This window comes from Streptomyces ruber (assembly GCF_014648075.1).
In the GTDB taxonomy this organism is placed as follows: domain Bacteria; phylum Actinomycetota; class Actinomycetes; order Streptomycetales; family Streptomycetaceae; genus Streptomyces; species Streptomyces ruber.
Genome location: NZ_BMQK01000001.1, coordinates 268,159 through 283,542, shown reverse-complemented (window position 1 = coordinate 283,542; position 15,384 = coordinate 268,159). Strand labels below are relative to the sequence as shown.

Annotated in this window: 11 protein-coding genes and 1 pseudogene; 3 read left to right on the top strand and 9 right to left on the bottom strand. The window is 71.9% G+C overall.

Going from position 1 to position 15,384, the window contains the following annotated elements:
• The first annotated feature begins 18 nt into the window (after positions 1-18).
• Complete coding sequence (locus IEZ04_RS01345) at positions 19-771, top strand: DUF6227 family protein (protein WP_189214731.1); 753 nt, start codon at positions 19-21, stop codon at positions 769-771.
• A gap of 8 nt (positions 772-779) precedes the next feature.
• On the opposite strand, the gene IEZ04_RS01340 is transcribed toward IEZ04_RS01345, so the two are convergent.
• From IEZ04_RS01340 to IEZ04_RS01315, 6 genes are all read right to left on the bottom strand, one after another.
• A complete protein-coding gene (locus tag IEZ04_RS01340; RefSeq protein ID WP_189214730.1) occupies positions 780-1,106 on the bottom strand; it encodes a hypothetical protein in 327 nt (108 codons plus the stop codon).
• 287 nt (positions 1,107-1,393) lie between these two features.
• The gene (locus IEZ04_RS01335) at positions 1,394-3,544 is read right to left on the bottom strand and encodes a fructose-specific PTS transporter subunit EIIC (RefSeq protein ID WP_189214729.1); all 2,151 of its coding nucleotides are present in this window, start codon (positions 3,542-3,544) and stop codon (positions 1,394-1,396) included.
• Between the two features lie 109 nt (positions 3,545-3,653).
• On the bottom strand, positions 3,654-4,607 hold the full coding sequence (gene pfkB, locus IEZ04_RS01330) for a 1-phosphofructokinase (RefSeq protein ID WP_189214728.1): 954 nt from the start codon (positions 4,605-4,607) through the stop codon (positions 3,654-3,656).
• Positions 4,604-5,365: a DeoR/GlpR family DNA-binding transcription regulator gene (locus IEZ04_RS01325; protein WP_189214727.1), complete on the bottom strand. Its 762-nt coding sequence runs from the start codon at positions 5,363-5,365 to the stop codon at positions 4,604-4,606. Before IEZ04_RS01325 ends, pfkB begins: the two co-directional genes overlap by 4 nt.
• Before the next feature lie 910 nt (positions 5,366-6,275).
• Positions 6,276-7,274 carry a sigma-70 family RNA polymerase sigma factor gene (locus IEZ04_RS01320; protein WP_189214726.1) on the bottom strand — a complete coding sequence of 333 codons (999 nt, stop codon included), beginning with the start codon at positions 7,272-7,274 and terminating at the stop codon, positions 6,276-6,278.
• A 573-nt stretch (positions 7,275-7,847) separates the two neighbouring features.
• Entirely contained in the window at positions 7,848-8,609 is a 762-nt protein-coding gene (locus tag IEZ04_RS01315) for a dioxygenase family protein (protein WP_189215346.1), read from the bottom strand.
• Between the two features lie 145 nt (positions 8,610-8,754).
• Here IEZ04_RS01315 and IEZ04_RS01310 point away from each other — a divergent pair, with 145 nt between their 5' ends.
• A complete protein-coding gene (locus IEZ04_RS01310; RefSeq protein ID WP_189214725.1) occupies positions 8,755-9,270 on the top strand; it encodes a MarR family winged helix-turn-helix transcriptional regulator in 516 nt (171 codons plus the stop codon).
• A 225-nt stretch (positions 9,271-9,495) separates the two neighbouring features.
• Here IEZ04_RS01310 and IEZ04_RS01305 read toward each other — a convergent pair whose 3' ends face one another.
• Both IEZ04_RS01305 and IEZ04_RS01300 read right to left on the bottom strand, forming a co-directional pair.
• A complete protein-coding gene (locus IEZ04_RS01305; protein ID WP_189214724.1) occupies positions 9,496-11,097 on the bottom strand; it encodes an MFS transporter in 1,602 nt (533 codons plus the stop codon).
• Positions 11,098-11,268: 171 nt separating this feature from the next.
• Complete coding sequence (locus IEZ04_RS01300) at positions 11,269-11,913, bottom strand: TetR/AcrR family transcriptional regulator (RefSeq protein WP_189214723.1); 645 nt, start codon at positions 11,911-11,913, stop codon at positions 11,269-11,271.
• Positions 11,914-12,235: 322 nt separating this feature from the next.
• On the opposite strand from IEZ04_RS01300, the gene IEZ04_RS01295 reads away from it, so the two are divergent.
• The gene (locus IEZ04_RS01295) at positions 12,236-13,549 is read left to right on the top strand and encodes a M6 family metalloprotease domain-containing protein (RefSeq protein WP_229820831.1); all 1,314 of its coding nucleotides are present in this window, start codon (positions 12,236-12,238) and stop codon (positions 13,547-13,549) included.
• 73 nt (positions 13,550-13,622) lie between these two features.
• On the opposite strand, the pseudogene IEZ04_RS36230 reads toward IEZ04_RS01295, so the two are convergent.
• Positions 13,623-15,359 (bottom strand): annotated as a pseudogene (locus IEZ04_RS36230) (molybdopterin-dependent oxidoreductase); the annotation flags it as partial.
• Positions 15,360-15,384 lie beyond the last annotated feature (25 nt).

The following is a 15,384-nucleotide window of genomic DNA, read 5'->3' as shown; positions in this document are numbered from 1 at the left end:
GCAATGCCAGGAGAAGCCTTGAGCGTTCCGTACGAGACGGCAGCGTACGAGCCGCCTGAGTCGCCCGAGTCTCCGGAGGAGCATCTCGCGCGACTTCTCGGTCGCGCCCTGAACTCCTTCGAACTGCCCGACGAGACGATACGGCAGCTGGACTGCGCGCTGGCGTACGACAGTTCGCTGCACTCGGCGCACTACAGCTCGGGACTGCACCGGTCGACCTACCGGCACACCTGGCTGCTCGCCGACGGCCGTGCCCTCACCCTGTGGGAGCTCGTGCACAACACGGCGTCCCCGGCCAACGGCCCGCAGCACGAGCTGTACGTGGACGAGGAGGAGCTGCGCACCGCCACCGCACGGCTGCCGCTGCCGCCGGACGCCCCGGAGCTGGAACTGCCGGTGACGCTCGAACCGGCGCAGTTGCCCGAGCCGCGCCACGAGTACCTGCCGGAGAACTCGGCCGACCACGCGCGACGGCTGCTGCGGCGCGCGGAGAACCCCGACGCGCCGAGCGGCGAGCTGGCCGACCTGCTGCTGCGGACGGCGTTCGCTCACGAGATCACGCAGGCGTTCGGGCGCCCGTGCCGGACCGGACGTACGGGGCCGAACTTCTCGCTGTACGAGCACGCGTTCTTACTCACCGACGGGCGGGAGATCTCCCTGTGGGAGGTCGAGCACACGGCGACCCCGGACGGCCGCCACATGTGCGAGGTCTACGCGACGGAGGACGCGGCCCGGGCCGCGATGGAGCGACGGGCGACGAGCGCGGGGTGAGCGGCCCGCTACGGGCGTCCCGTCTCCCCGAGTCCCAGTTCCCCGCTCGGCCCGCCGGTCTGTGAGCGGCTGTCGCCGAGTCGGCGGATCAGGTCGACGAAGGCCTCCCGCTCCGCCGCGGTCAGTTCCACGTTCTCGGCCGACGGGGCGGAGCTGCGCTGGCGGGGCAGCCCGCGGAGGGTGCCGGTACGGCGGCGGGCCGAGCGTGCGAGACGGGCGCGGTGCGCGGGCATGTCCCGGCGCAGGACGCGGACCAGCACGGCGACCCAGATGACCGCCGACACGGCGAGGGTGGCCACGCCCACCAGCTGAAGGATCGACGCGTGTTCAGGCATGCGTTCCAGTGAACACCACGTTCCGGGACGTCGATCACGGAACGTGATTCATCTCGCAGGTCCGGCGAACTGGATGAGCTGGACGAGATGGATCGAAACAGGCGGAAGCGGACGGAGAAAAAGAGAGGGAGGGGGGAGGAGGGAGGAGGCGACGCGAGGAAAGAGGAGGAGGAAGCGGGAGGGAAGCAGCGGCAAGGGGGCGGCGGCCGCAGCCCCCTGTCCCAGGGCTGCGGCCGCCGTGCGGTGGGTCGTGGACCGAACCACGACCGGCTGAGGGTTCTACCGGTTCAGGCCGCGACCGGCTCCTTCGCCCCGGTCTCGGTGGCGGAGGCGGACCGGGGCTCGGTCGCCGCGCCCGGCTGGGGCCCGCGCATGCTCTTCAGGACGATGACCAGGCCGGCCGTGACCGCCGTACCGGCCGCGATGGCCAGCAGGTACAGGAACGGGCTGCCGATCAGGAAGGTGACCCAGACGCCCCCGTGCGGGGCGCGCAGCGTCGAGCCGAAGGCCATGGTCAGCGCGCCGGTGACCGCGCCGCCCGCCATGGAGGCGGGGATGACCCGCAGCGGGTCGGCGGCGCCGAACGGGATCGCGCCCTCGGAGATGAAGGAGGCACCGAGGACCCAGGCGGCCTTGCCGTTCTCGCGCTCGGTCGGGGTGAACAGCTTCCTGCGGACCGTGGTGGCCAGGGCCATGCCGAGCGGGGGGACCATACCGGCGGCCATGACGGCGGCCATCACCATCATCGCCGAGTCGCTCGGGTCCTGGACGGCGATGCCGGCCGTGCCGAACGCGTAGGCGACCTTGTTGACCGGGCCGCCCAGGTCGAAGCACATCATCAGGCCGAGCAGCACGCCGAGCAGGACGGCGTTGGTGCCGGAGAGGCCGCTCAGCCAGTCCGTCAGCCCCTTCTGCACCTCGGCGATAGGCTTGCCGATCACCACGAACATCAGGAAGCCGACGACCATCGACGAGATCAGCGGGATCACGACCACCGGCATGATGCCGCGCAGCACCGGCGGGATCTTGATCCGCTGGATCGCGAGGACGACCGCGCCCGCCAGCAGACCCGCGACCAGACCGCCGAGGAAGCCGGCGGCGATGGTGGAGGAGATCATGCCGCCGACGAAGCCGGGCACGAGCCCGGGCCGGTCCGCCATGCCGTACGCGATGTATCCGGCGAGGACGGGGATCAGGAAGCCGAAGGCGACGCCGCCGGTCTGGTGCAGCAGCGCGGCCCAGCTGTCGAGCTGGGTCCAGACGAAGTGTTCGGTGACCGGCTCGGCCTCGTTGATGTCGTAGCCGCCGAGCGCGAAGCCGAGCGCGATGAGCAGACCGCCGGCCGCGACGAACGGGACCATGTAGCTCACGCCGCTCATCAGCCACTTGCGCAGTTTGGTGCCGTAGCCCTCGCCGGGCTCGCCGCCGCGCTCGACGGGGGTCGAGCCGGGCCGGGCCGCGGCCGTGACCTCACCGCGCGCGGCCTTGTCGCGCACCTCGGCGATCAGCTCGGCGGGCCGGTTGATGCCCGCCTTCACCCCGACGTCCACGGTGGGCTTCCCGGCGAACCGTTCCTTCTCCCGTACGGAGACGTCATGGGCGAAGATCACGCCGTCGGCGGCGGCGATGACCTCCGGGTCGAGCCGGGTGAAACCGGCCGAGCCCTGCGTCTCGACGACGAGCTCCACGTCACCGGCGTCACGGCCGGCGTTCTCCAGCGACTCCGCGGCCATGTAGGTGTGCGCGATGCCGGTGGGGCAGGAGGTGACGGCGACGATACGGAACGGACGAGGGCTCTCCCCCGCGGTGCCGGCCGGCGGGGTGTCCGTCGGCGCGGTGACCGTCGGTTCGGTGACCGTCGGTTCGGTGGGGGTGCTGCCCGCGGCGGCACCGGAGGAGGCCGTTCCGTCCGGTGCCGCCGCGGAGTCCGTGGGCTTCCCTTCGGCGGGAGCCCGGGCGTCGTCCCGGGCGTCGTCCCGGGCGTCGTCGTCGGTCCGCGCGTCGCCCCGGATCAGCGCGGCGGCGCGTCCCGCGTCGTCGACGGCCCGCAGCGCGGTCGTGAACTCGGCGTTCATCAGTTGCCGGGCGAGGGACGACAGGATCGTCAGGTGGGCGTCGTCGGCACCGGCCGGGGCGGCGATCAGGAAGATGAGGTCGGCGGGCCCGTCCGGCGCGCCGAAGTCGATCCCGGCCGCGCTGCGCCCGAAGGCGAGGGTCGGCTCGGTGACGTGCGCGCTGCGGCAGTGCGGGATGCCGATGCCGCCGTCGAGACCGGTCGGCATCTGCGCCTCGCGTGCGGCCACGTCGGCGAGGAAGCCGTCCAGGTCGGTCACCCGGCCCTTGGCCACCATCCGTTCGGCGAGGGCGCGCGCCGCCGCTTCCTTGGTGTCGGCGGACAGGTCGAGGTCGACCAGGTCCGCGGTGATCATCTCGCTCATCGCGGGCTCCTTCGCTCGCGTATCGCCCGAGGCTCGTCGGGTCGGGCGGGGATGGGGACAGAGGTGCGGCTGGGACGGACAGGGAAGCAGGGGCGGCGCGGGCGGACGGTCATGACACCGGCTCCGTGAGCACTCGCTCCACCGGAACCTCCGCCGTCACCGTCACCGCGGCCGGTTCCAGGTCGGCCGGGGTCGGCATCACGCTGCCGGGCAGCCGTACGGCGGCCGCGCCGTGCGCCACCGCGGAGGCGAGGGCCTCGGGGCCGTCGCCGCCCGCGATCAGGAAACCGGCGAGGGAGGCGTCCCCGGCGCCGACGTTGCTGCGGACGGCGGCGGTGTCCACGCGGGCGCTGCCGTACCAGGCGCCCGAGGCGGTGACGAGCACCTGCCCGTCCGCGCCGAGGCTGGCCAGCACGGCGTCCGCGCCCAGCGCGCGCAGTTCCTCGGCGGCCTTCACCGCGTCACCGACGGTGGTCAGGGGGCGGCCCACCGCCCCGGCGAGCTCCTCGGCGTTGGGCTTGACCACGTCGGGGCGTTCCCGGAGGGCGGCCAGGAGCGCGGGCCCGGAGGTGTCGAGCGCGATCCGGACGCCGGCGGCGTGGGCGCGGGCGACCAGCGCGGCGTACCAGGAGGGCGCGAGCCCACGGGGCAGGCTGCCGCAGCAGGCGATCCAGGAGGCGCCCCGGGACCGGTCGCGCACGGTCTCCAGGAGGGACTCCTCCTCGGCGGCGGACAGCTCCGGCCCCGGAGCGTTGATCTTCGTCAGTACGCCGTCGGCCTCGGCCAGCGCGATGTTGGAACGGGTGGCGCCGGCGACCGGCACCGGGGCGACCTCGATGCCCTGCGCGTCGAGCAGGTCGGCGACGAGCGCGCCCGGCGCACCACCCAGCGGCAGTACGGCCACCGTGCGCCGCCCCGCCGCGGCGACCGCCCTCGACACGTTGACGCCCTTGCCCCCCGGGTCCACGCGTTCGCCGGTGGCGCGGACGACCTCGCCGCGGTCGAGCGAGGGAATCTCGTACGTACGGTCGAGAGAGGGGTTGGGGGTGACGGTGAGGATCATGCTCGCACTACTTCCGTGCCGCCGCGCTCGATGGCGGCGGCGTCCTCGGGGCTCAGCCCGCTGTCGGTGATCAGCAGGTCCACGTCGTCGAGGCCGCCGAAGCGGGCGAAGTGCTCCTGGCCGTGCTTGGCCGAGTCGGCGAGCAGCACGACCCGGCGCGCGGCGGCGACCGCCGCGCGCTTCACGGCGGCCTCGGCGAGGTCGGGAGTGGTCAGTCCGTACTCGGCGGAGAAGCCGTTGGCGGCGACGAACAGCACGTCGGCCCGGATCTCCCCGTACGCGCGCAGGGCCCAGGCGTCCACGGCCGCGCGCGTACGGTTCCGGACGCGGCCGCCGACCAGATGGAGCTGGATGCCGGGGTGGTCCGCGAGCCGGGCCGCGATGGGCAGGCTGTGCGTGACGGCGGTGAGCGTGGCCTCCAGGGGGACGGCGGCGGCGAGGCGGGCGACCGTCGTGCCGGCGTCGAGGATCACCGTGCCGTCGGTCGGCAGTTCGGCGAGCGCGGCGCGGGCGATACGGTCCTTCTCGTCGGCCGCGGTGCCCTCGCGCTCGGCGAGGTCGGGCTCGAAGTCCAGCCGGCCCGCCGGTATGGCGCCGCCGTGCACCCGGCGTACGAGCCCGGCGCGGTCCAGGGCCTTCAGGTCGCGCCGGATGGTCTCCGCCGTGACCTGGAACTCCTCCGCCAGCGACACCACGTCCACCCGCCCGCCGTCACGGGCGAGCCGGAGGATCTCCTGCTGCCGTTCCGGTGCGTACATGCCCGTTCGCCTCCGACTCGTGCCCGAACGTGTGGTTTCACGCGGAAGACTACGTCCGGATGTCCAGGAAGTAAACGGGTTCGGGCATACGACAGACACAAACGGACACGGGGCCGCGAGGCCGTCGGGACGGGCCGCTGTTCGCGCCGGTCGCGCTATGGGCCGGAGTTTGCCTCTGTGACACAATTCGCCGATCGGGTCACCCCGTGGTTCAGGTACGGGGTGCTCCCGTCATGGGACCGGGACGCGGCGCGACCGGCCCCTGACCCCCCACGGGGAGGAGCCGAGCTCCGGCGCCAGGGGGGAGGCGCCGAAGCTCGGCTCGGGGGCGGTCCCGGCGCCGGGGGGAGTGCGTCGGGACTTGGCTCTGGTCGGGTCCGGCTCGTCGTGCCGGGCCTTCGGGTGGCGCGGGTGGTGCGAATGGTGCGGGTCGCTCGGGTGCTCCCGGCTCCAGCGAACAGGGGACCGTCGAAGCAGTCGGAGTGACCGGACATCTCCGGCCAGGGTCTCCGTCGAGTGTGCGGCAGTACGGGTACGGCGGCAGTGCGGATACGGCTGTACGGCGGCACCCGGCCTCGTGACCTTCAGGACTGCGCAGACCCTGAGGTCCCGGGCGCACGGCTGCTCCGGGCCTTTCGAGGCCTTTCGATGTCATGGACTCGGATGTCTTGTGCCCCGGAAACACGGGGTTGAAGCGGCTTGACACAGCCAATTTCGACGGCGGGGGACGTGGCGTGCGTCACCGCCCTCCCTTCGCCGCCATCGAGCCGCACCTGGGCGTGGCGGCGGCGGCGCACGGGTCACGGCAGGCTGCCGGAACCCACCAAGTAACGTTTCTCCACGTCTCCGCCCACAGGACCCCGGCAGGCGGCCGGGGCCGACGCGGCGGCGGTCGTGCGGCCGCGTCGGATCACGCGGCCGCGTCGAAGCCCGTGTCCCGGGCGAGCTTCTTCAGCTCCAGCAGGGCGTGCTTCTCGATCTGGCGGATGCGCTCACGGGTGAGACCGTGCTCCTTGCCGACCTCGGTGAGCGTGCGCTCGCGGCCGTCCTCGATGCCGTACCGCATCTTGATGATGGAGGCCGTGCGCTCGTCGAGCCGCCCGATCAGGTCGTCCAGCTCCTCGCTGCGCAGCAGCGTGAGCACCGACTGCTCGGGCGAGACCGCCGAGGTGTCCTCCAGCAGGTCGCCGAACTGGGTCTCGCCCTCGTCGTCCACCGACATGTTCAGCGAGACCGGGTCGCGCGCCCAGTCCAGCACGTCCGAGACGCGCTCCGGGGTCGAGCCGAGCTCGGCGGCTATCTCGCCCGGCTCCGGCTCGCGGCCGTGCTCGCGGTTGAACTCGCGCTGGACACGGCGGATCCGGCCCAGCTCCTCGACGAGGTGCACGGGCAGCCGGATGGTCCGCGACTGGTCGGCGATGGAACGGGTGATGGCCTGCCGGATCCACCACGTTGCGTACGTGGAGAACTTGAAGCCCTTGCGGTAGTCGAACTTCTCGACCGCACGCACCAGGCCGGCGTTGCCCTCCTGGATGAGGTCGAGCAGCGGCAGACCGCTGCGCGGGTAGCGCCGGGCCACGGCCACCACCAGGCGGAGGTTGGAGCGGATGAAGATGTCCTTGGCCCGCTCGGCGTCGGCCACCAGGGCTTCGAGCTCCTCGCGGGTGGCATCCGCCTTGGCCTCCTCCTCGCCGTCGAGGATCTGCCGCGCGAACACACCCGCCTCGATGATCTGGGACAGCTCGACTTCCTTGGCGGCATCGAGCAGCGGCGTCCGCGCGATCTCGTCGAGGTACATGCCGACCAGGTCGCGGTCGGCGATCTCGCCGCTCGAGGCGCGAACGCTGTTGACCGCGTCGTCTCCGCCGGAGGCGGACTTACGACGAGCGGCGACGGCACGGGTTGCCATGCGAGCTCCCTTGCGTATCGGAGTCCTCCCCGCCCACGACGTACCGTGTGCTTCGCCGTGCGCCGGAGAGAGGGCTAGCGGATGGTCCTGTGGCGCTGGTGACACCCTCCCGGGTGCCCACCATCTGAAGGAAACAACGACTGGAATCGGGACAGAATTCCCACCCCGTCCCCCCAATTCCGTGATCATGCAGTACCCTGTCCCGCCGCACACCGGGGTCGGACACCTCACGAACGTACAGAAGTGCAGGTCAGGACCGAGATCGAAGCCGCTCCTCCGGCCATCGGCACCTCCGTACGCGGCCTGAAAGTGAGACGCCCCTCACACTCGTCACCGCCTTCTTCCCGCCGGGGGCGTCCCCCTTGCCGCCCTCCCGACCTGAGAGACGAGCCGCGCCCCGTATCGGTTGCCGCGGGCGCGGACGCGCGGGAGGCCCCACGGAGGGATTCCGCCCCCTTTCCGTCGCCCCTCCGTCCCCTGTTATGGAGTCACCTCGCGGGAAGCAGTCATGCACACGCCTGCTAACCGGTCCCCTTACGCCCACACAACCGCCACACCCCCGTCGCACCTCCGTCAGCCGAACTGCACCGACCGCTTCGCCAGCCCCATCCAGAAGCCGTCGATCACCGACTGCTGTGCGTCCAGCTCACCGGAGGCGTCCGCGGCGCCCATCGTCACGAAGAGCGGGGCGAAGTGCTCGGTGCGCGGGTGGGCGAGGGCGCCGGCCGGAGACTTGCGGGTGAAGTCGAGCAGGGCGTCCACGTCGCCGGCCGCCAGCGCACGCTGTCCCCAGTCGTCGAACTCGGCGGACCAGGCGGGAACGCCGGGGTGCCGCAGGGCGGCCAGGTTGTGGGTGAAGAAGCCGGATCCGACGATCAGGACGCCCTCGTCCCGCAGGGGCGCGAGCCGGCGGCCGATGTCCATCAGTCTCACCGGGTCCAGCGTCGGCATCGACATCTGGAGGACGGGGATGTCCGCCCCGGGGTACATCTCGACCAGCGGCACGTACGCGCCGTGGTCCAGTCCCCGGTCGGGCATGTCCTGCACCGGCGTGCCGGGCGCACGCAGCAGCTTGCGTACGGACTCGGCGAGCGCGGGTGCGCCGGGGGCGTCGTACCGGACCCGGTAGTAGTGCTCGGGGAAGCCCCAGAAGTCGTGAACGAGGGGGACGGTCTCGACGGCGCCGAGGGCCAGCGGGGCCTCCTCCCAGTGGGCGGAGACGACGAGGACGGCCTCGGGGCGCGGCATGCTCGCCGACCAGGCCGCCAGCTCACCCGGCCAGACGGGGTCGTCGGCGAGCGGCGGGGCGCCGTGACTGAGATAGACGGCGGGCATGCGCTCCGTGGCGGGGCGCTCCTCGGCGACGGCGGACATACGGCGACTCCCTCCGCAACAAGCTTGCTTGAAGTCTCAATAGCATTGCGACCAAGTTACCCCTTGTTTGTTTAATGTTCAATGAGAGGTCTCGTACCATGGAGTAATGAACACGGCATCCGCGCAACCCGCTGCTGAAGAACCGCGCTGGCTCACCGCCGAGGAACAGCGCGTCTGGCGCGCGTATCTGCACGCCACCATCCTTCTCGACGACCATCTCGACCGTCAGCTTCAGCGCGACGCGGGCATGCCGCACGTCTACTACGGTCTGCTCGTGGCGCTGGCCGAGGCGCCGGGCAGGCGGCTGCGCATGACGGAGCTGGCCATGCGCGCCAAGATCACGAGGTCGCGGCTCTCCCACGCCGTGGCGCGGCTGGAGAAGAACGGCTGGGTCCGCCGCGAGGACTGTCCCTCCGACAAGCGGGGCCAGTTCGCCGTACTGACGGACGAGGGGACCGAGGTGCTGAAGCAGACCGCGCCCGGTCACGTGGCCACCGTGCGGCAGGCGTTCTTCGACCGGCTCACCCACGAACAGCAGCAGACCCTCGGCGAGCTCATGCAGATCATCGCCGAGGGACTGCAGCCGAAGGAGGCGGGCGCGGACCTGCCCTGGCTGCGCTGACGGCCCGGCCACGCGGACGACGCGTCCCGGCCCGGAGCACGGCACCACAGGTGTGCTCCGGGCCGGGACGCGTCAGTGAGGTGTACGGACACCGCGAGGCGCACGGGAGCCGAGGGATGTACAGGCTCCGCGAGGCGCGCGGGAGCCGAGGGGCGTACAGGCTCCGCGAGGCGCACGGGAGCCGAGGGGCGTACGGACACCGCGAGGCGCACGAGCCCCGTTCGGTCAGTGCATCGCCACCGGCATCTTCAGCTCGTCCTCGGAGCCGGAGCCGGAGCCCGAGCCCGAGCCGGAGCGCTTGGCCGGTCCGGGCCGGCCGGCGTTGACGAGGGTCACCGCGATCACCGAGGCCAGCACCAGGATGCCGACCGCGAACCAGATGGCGCTGGTGTAGCCGTGCACCATGCTCTCGAGCTGGACCAGCTGCGCCTGCGTGCGGGAGGTCGCCGCGGCGAGGTGGTCCGTGAGGTAGGCGGTGGTGGCCGAGGCCGCGACGGTGTTCAGCAGGGCCGTACCGATCGCGCCGCCCACCTGCTGGGAGGTGTTGACCATCGCGGAGGCGACACCGGCGTCCCGCGGTTCGACGCCCGACGTGGCCATGGACATGGCCGGCATGAACGCCGTACCCATGCCGAGACCGAGCAGCAGCTCCGCCGGCAGCAGCAGTCCCGCGTACGAGGAATCGACGTCCAGCCGGGTCAGCAGCAGCATGCCGACGGCGGCGACCAGGAAGCCGGGGCCCATCAGGAACCGCGGCGGGACCCGGGTCAGCAGCCGGGCGCCGATCTGGGTGGAGCCCGTGACCATGCCCACGATCATCGGCAGGAACGCGAAGCCGGTCCTGACCGGTGAGTACCCCTTCACGACCTGCAGGTAATAGGTCAGGAAGAGGAACAGCCCGAACATCCCGACGACCGCGAAGCCGAGGGAGAGGTAGACCCCGCCGCGGTTCCGCTCGGTGAGCACCCGCAGCGGCAGCAGCGGGGCCCGCACCTTGGACTCGACGAGGACGAAGGCTCCGAGCAGCACGGCCGAGGCGACGAACATGCCGACCGTCAGCGCGTCACTCCAGCCCTCGGACTCGGCCCGCGTGAAGCCGTACACCAGCGCGACCAGCCCCGTGGTGGACAGGACCACACCCGGGATGTCGAGCGGCGCGCGGTTGCGGCCGCCCGCCGGCTCGCGGACGACGAGGTACGCGCCGACCGCGGCGACGACGGCGAACGGGATGTTCACGAAGAACGTCCAGCGCCAGTTCAGGTACTCGGTCAGGACACCACCGAGGATGAGGCCGACCGCGCCGCCCGCACCGGCGATGGCCCCGTAGATGCCGAACGCCTTGGCGCGTTCCTTGGCGTCCGTGAACATCACCGCCAGCAGGGAGAGCGCGGCGGGCGCGAGAAGTGCGCCGAACACGCCCTGGAGGGCGCGGGCGCCGAGCATCATCGCCTCACCGGTGGCGGCGCCGCCGAGCGCGGAGGCCGCCGCGAAGCCGATCAGTCCGGTGACGAAGGTGCGCCGGCGGCCCCACAGGTCGGAGATGCGGCCGCCGAAGAGCAGCAGACCGCCGAAGGCGAGGGCGTAGGCGGTGATGACCCACTGCCGGTTGCCGTCCGAGATCCCCAGGTCCTGCTGGGCGGTGGGCAGGGCGATGTTCACGATGGTGCCGTCGAGGACGACCATCAGCTGGGCGAGCGCGATGAAGACGAGCGCCTTCCAGCGGTTGGAATCGAAACTGGTATCGGGACCGGTATCGGGACTGCCGGAAGGGCGATCGGGAGCGGAGGACGGTGCCGCGCCCGTGGCGGCCCGGGCTGTTTCAGGCATGGAGGTACCCACTTCAGGACTTCGTAGGTTCTCGCGAAGCAAAACGACTTCGCGAGAAAAAGGGCGAAAAAACGAAAAAACGCGAACAGCAAGACACGGCTCGTCGCCGACGGCCGGGTGAGCGTGCGAGAACTGCCAGTGGCGTGTGTGGAGGACCGTGTGGGCCGACGGTCAGGCCTGCCGCAGATCCTCCAGGGTCGTGGTCGTGCCGGGCAGGTCCGACCGGGCCGGAGCCCGCAACCCGTCCAGGAACAACTGCAGATGACGGTGTACGAACCGGTCGACGTGCAGGCACGCGGCGCCGGCCGGGGGTCGGCTGAGCTGGGCGACCGCGACCATCAGGTCACCCACGCCCACGTCCGGGCGGAGTTGGCCGGCCGCGCCGGCGCGCTCCATGAGCGCCGCCACGTGCCGCTCGACCCGCTCGCGTGCGGCGACGAGATCCGGGTGGTGCTGGTCGAAGGTGCTGGACATCATCGGGCACAGCGCGTTGATCCGCTCGTCGGCCGCGGTGTGCACGAACCGGGACAGCGCCTCGAAGGCGTCGCCCGTCTCGGTCAGCGCGGCCTCCGCCGCCTCGGCCGTGCGGTCGATGACGGAGCAGACGACCTCCCGTACGAGTGCGTCGCGGTCCGGGAAGTTGCGGTACAGCGTGGCGTTGCCGACGCCGGCCCGGCGGGCGATCTCGTCCAGCGGCACCTCGGGGCCGAACTCGACGAACATCTCCCGGGCGGCGGTGACGATCCGCTCCCGGTTGCGCAGGGCGTCGGCGCGCGGCCGGGGCGCCTTACGCGGTGCGGGATGCGCGGTCTGCACGGTGCACTCCTCCGTAACTCTCGAGCCGTGTAGCTCCGTGTAGCTCTTGAGCCGCGCTCAACGATCCGGGGAAGGGCTCCCCGTTTCACGCGGACACCTGACTAAACGGGGAGCCGGTCCCCGGTTATTTCGCCCGGCCGCCTCTTCTTGTGTGACCTGCGTCATACCCGTACGCACGTCCGTACGGACCGGTAACCCACGATCGGTCTTCCCCAGCGCGCGCCCGCACCGCCCTCGTTCCAGGGTGATCGAAAGAGTGCAGCCAGGTACCGGCGGCTGCCGTGGGACGAGGGATCCATGCATGCAGCGAGCCACCAGCCGGATGCCTCCCATCAGCGGGATACCCCCCGCCGGAGCCGGCCGGGGCGCCCGTCGCCGGATACGGCCCCGCCGCGTGGCCGCGCTCGCCTCGGTCACCGCCCTCACGCTCGCGGTCAGCACGTCCGCGGGCACCGGGCACCTGAGGGGACACCCCACGGAGACCGCCGGCGCCCGTCCACTCGGCCACGGCACGCCCCTGGCACCCTGCATGATCAGCGGACCGCTCGACGTACAGATGACGGAGGGCGTCCCGACCCCGTCCGGCTACGCCCGCTCCACGGGCACCGTACGCGCCCTCAACCTGATGATCGACTTCTCGGACGCCCCCGGTGAGGGCACCGCCCTGGACCGGCTCGCGGAGTTCGCCCCGCAGACCCGCGCATGGTTCGCCACCAGTTCCTACGGAAGGCTCGACTACCGGCCCGAGGCGCCGGTCGGGCACTGGCTGCGCATGCCCGAGCCGTTCGGCGAGTACGGCATAGAGCGCGGCGCCCCCTTCGAACCCGGCTACCGGAAACTGGTCGAGGACCTGGTGACCACGGCCGACCCGGTGGTGGACTTCCGCGCCTACGACCTCGTGAACGTGCTGGTCACCCCGAACGCCGGCCCCTCCGCCCTGGACACCGTCCTGTCGGTGACCTTCGCGGGCAACCGCGAGGCGCCGGACGCCGACGGGGCGCCGCTCGCCAACGCGTCCTTCGTCTACAGCCGCCAGGACGACGGCTCCGGAGGATACGGGGAGACCGGCTATCGGGTGCTCCCCCACGAGAACGGCCACGTCTTCGGGCTGCCCGACCTCTACACCCACGAGGGCGGGGGCGCCGTCGGGCACTGGGACATCATGAGCGAGGACTGGGGCGCCGGCAACGACCTGCTCGGCTGGCACAAGTGGAAGCTGGGCTGGCTGGACGCGACCCAGGTGAGCTGCGCGAGCGCCTCGGGCACCACCGAGTACACGCTCACCCCGCTGCCGAGGCGCGGGGGCGCGAAACTGGTCGTCCTCCCGCTCGACGCGCGCACGGCGTACGCGGTCGAACTGCGTACCCAGGGCGGCAACGACAAGGCGGTCTGCCGCCCGGGCGTCCTCGTCTACAAGGTCGACGCAACCGTCGACACGGGCGCCGGTCCCGTACGGGTGTACGACTCGCGGCGCGACAGCGGCGGCTGCACCCGCGCGCCCAACGTCCACGCGGAGCTGTCGGACGCGACGTTCGTACCCGGTGAGACCTTCGAGGACCCACGCGCCGGCATCACCGTCGCCGTCACGGGCACCGACCCGGCCGGCAACCACCGGGTGCGCGTGACCCGGCGGTGACCCGTCGATGGCCCGGCGGCAGTGCACCGGTGTCCAGCAGCGGCCGCCCGCGCGCGGCGGATCCGGGCGGCGCGTGCGCCCACCCGGATCCGTTCACCCCCTGACATCCCGTAAGCATCAGCAAGCCCAGAAAAGCGCGATAAATAGTGTCGGAGTGAAACCAGTGATTCGTCCCGGCCCCCATCACGATCACGCAGCGCCCGCGGGTCTTCTCGGCGGTGTGCGCGAACTCCCGCGCCAGCCGCACCACCGCGTCCGCCGGCACCGAGGTGACGCCCTCCTGCCAGGCGGGCGTGTACGGCTGTGACGCGTCCTCGTACCCGGTGGACCACTCACCCGGCAGCCCGTCGCGGCGCACCCCGTACTGCGCGAGCAGCAGATCGAACACCGTGGTGACCAGCCGTCCCCCACCTCGCGCACCGGCACACCGGCACACCGGCACACCGGCACACCGCGGTACACGCGCCGGCCACCGTCGAAGCGGGGCAGCACCACTCGGACGCTGTCACCGCCGCCACCCGGCCGGTAAAGACTCAGCTCGGGCTCGACAGCCCCGAGATCAAGGTTCCAACGCCCTTGCCCCTCACCGCGCCGGAACCAGCGGTCGCCGAGGGTGCCGTTCGGCGCGACGGGCCGCCCGGAGCCGGCGTCGAGGAGGACGGGCCTCCACTGGTCGCCGCCTGCGCCCTCCCCGAGCATCGCCGCCGGTGACGAACTCGCCCGGTACGAAAACGTCGCCACACCCGTCGGCTTCGACCTCGACGAGGAACGGCAGCTCGGTGAACCGCCGCACGTACTCCTCGAAGCAGGGCGCCGACCGCCGCACGAAGAACTCGCTGAGGACGACATGCCCCATGGCCATGGCCAGGGCGGCATCGGTCCCCGGATGCGGATGCAGCCACTCGTCCGCGAACTTGGTGGCGTCCGCGTAGTCGGGCGACACGACGACGACCTTCTGCCCCCGATACCGCGCCTCGACCATCCAGTGAGCGTCCGGCGTCCGCGTCACCGGCACGTTCGATCCCCACATCACCAGATACGCGGCGTCTCACCAGTCCCCCGACTCCGGTACGTCCGTCTGGTCCCCGAACACCTGCGGCGAGGCGATCGGCAGGTCCGAGTACCAGTCGTAGAAGGTGAGCACCGGCGCACCGATCAGCGCCATGAACCGGGCTCCGACCGCGTGCGAGGCCATCGACATCGCCGGGATGGGCGAGAACCCGGCCACCCGGTCCGGCCCGTGAGCGGCGATGGTGTGCACATGGGCGGCGGCCGCGATCTCCAGGGCCTCGTCCCAACGGTGACGGTGATCCCGGCGCGTGGGTCCTCGAACTCGATCCGTACCAGCCCGCCCTTCCCCCGCGCGGCCTGGTACCGCCGCCGCTTCTCCGGCTCCCCGGTGACCTCGGCCCAGGCCGCCACGGGATCCCCGAGCCGCGCGCGGGCCTCCCGTACATCTCCACCAGCACACCCCGCGCATGCGGATACCGCACCCGGGTCGGCGAGTACGTGTACCAGGAGAAGGCGGCGCCCCGCGGACAGCCACGCGGCTCGTACTCGGGCCGGTCGGGCCCCGTGGACGGGTAGTCGGTCTCCTGGGCCTCCCAGGTGATCAGCCCGTCCTTGACGTACACCTTCCACGAACAGGACTCCGTGCAGTTCACCCCGTGGGTGGACCCACGACCTTGTCATGGGCCCACCGCTCACGGAACGGCGCGTCGTTGCCCCCTGATCGGTACGGAAGACCGCCCGCAGATCGGGTGTGGTGGCGGCCCGCCGCAACGTCTCCCGCCCACCCGCAGCAACCGATCGGCGGCCACCCCCGCCACCCGTTC

Bases quoted from the DNA above. Each gene is read 5' to 3' on its own strand.
- IEZ04_RS01340 (WP_189214730.1), bottom strand. From the start codon at position 1,106: ATGCCTGAACACGCGTCGATCCTTCAGCTGGTGGGCGTGGCCACCCTC.
- IEZ04_RS01310 (WP_189214725.1), top strand. From the start codon at position 8,755: ATGAACACGGCATCCGCGCAACCCGCTGCTGAAGAACCGCGCTGGCTC.
- IEZ04_RS01335 (WP_189214729.1), bottom strand. From the start codon at position 3,544: ATGAGCGAGATGATCACCGCGGACCTGGTCGACCTCGACCTGTCCGCC.
- pfkB (WP_189214728.1), bottom strand. From the start codon at position 4,607: ATGATCCTCACCGTCACCCCCAACCCCTCTCTCGACCGTACGTACGAG.
- IEZ04_RS01315 (WP_189215346.1), bottom strand. From the start codon at position 8,609: ATGCCCGCCGTCTATCTCAGTCACGGCGCCCCGCCGCTCGCCGACGAC.
- IEZ04_RS01295 (WP_229820831.1), top strand. From the start codon at position 12,236: ATGCCTCCCATCAGCGGGATACCCCCCGCCGGAGCCGGCCGGGGCGCC.
- IEZ04_RS01305 (WP_189214724.1), bottom strand. From the start codon at position 11,097: ATGCCTGAAACAGCCCGGGCCGCCACGGGCGCGGCACCGTCCTCCGCT.
- IEZ04_RS01325 (WP_189214727.1), bottom strand. From the start codon at position 5,365: ATGTACGCACCGGAACGGCAGCAGGAGATCCTCCGGCTCGCCCGTGAC.
- IEZ04_RS01320 (WP_189214726.1), bottom strand. From the start codon at position 7,274: ATGGCAACCCGTGCCGTCGCCGCTCGTCGTAAGTCCGCCTCCGGCGGA.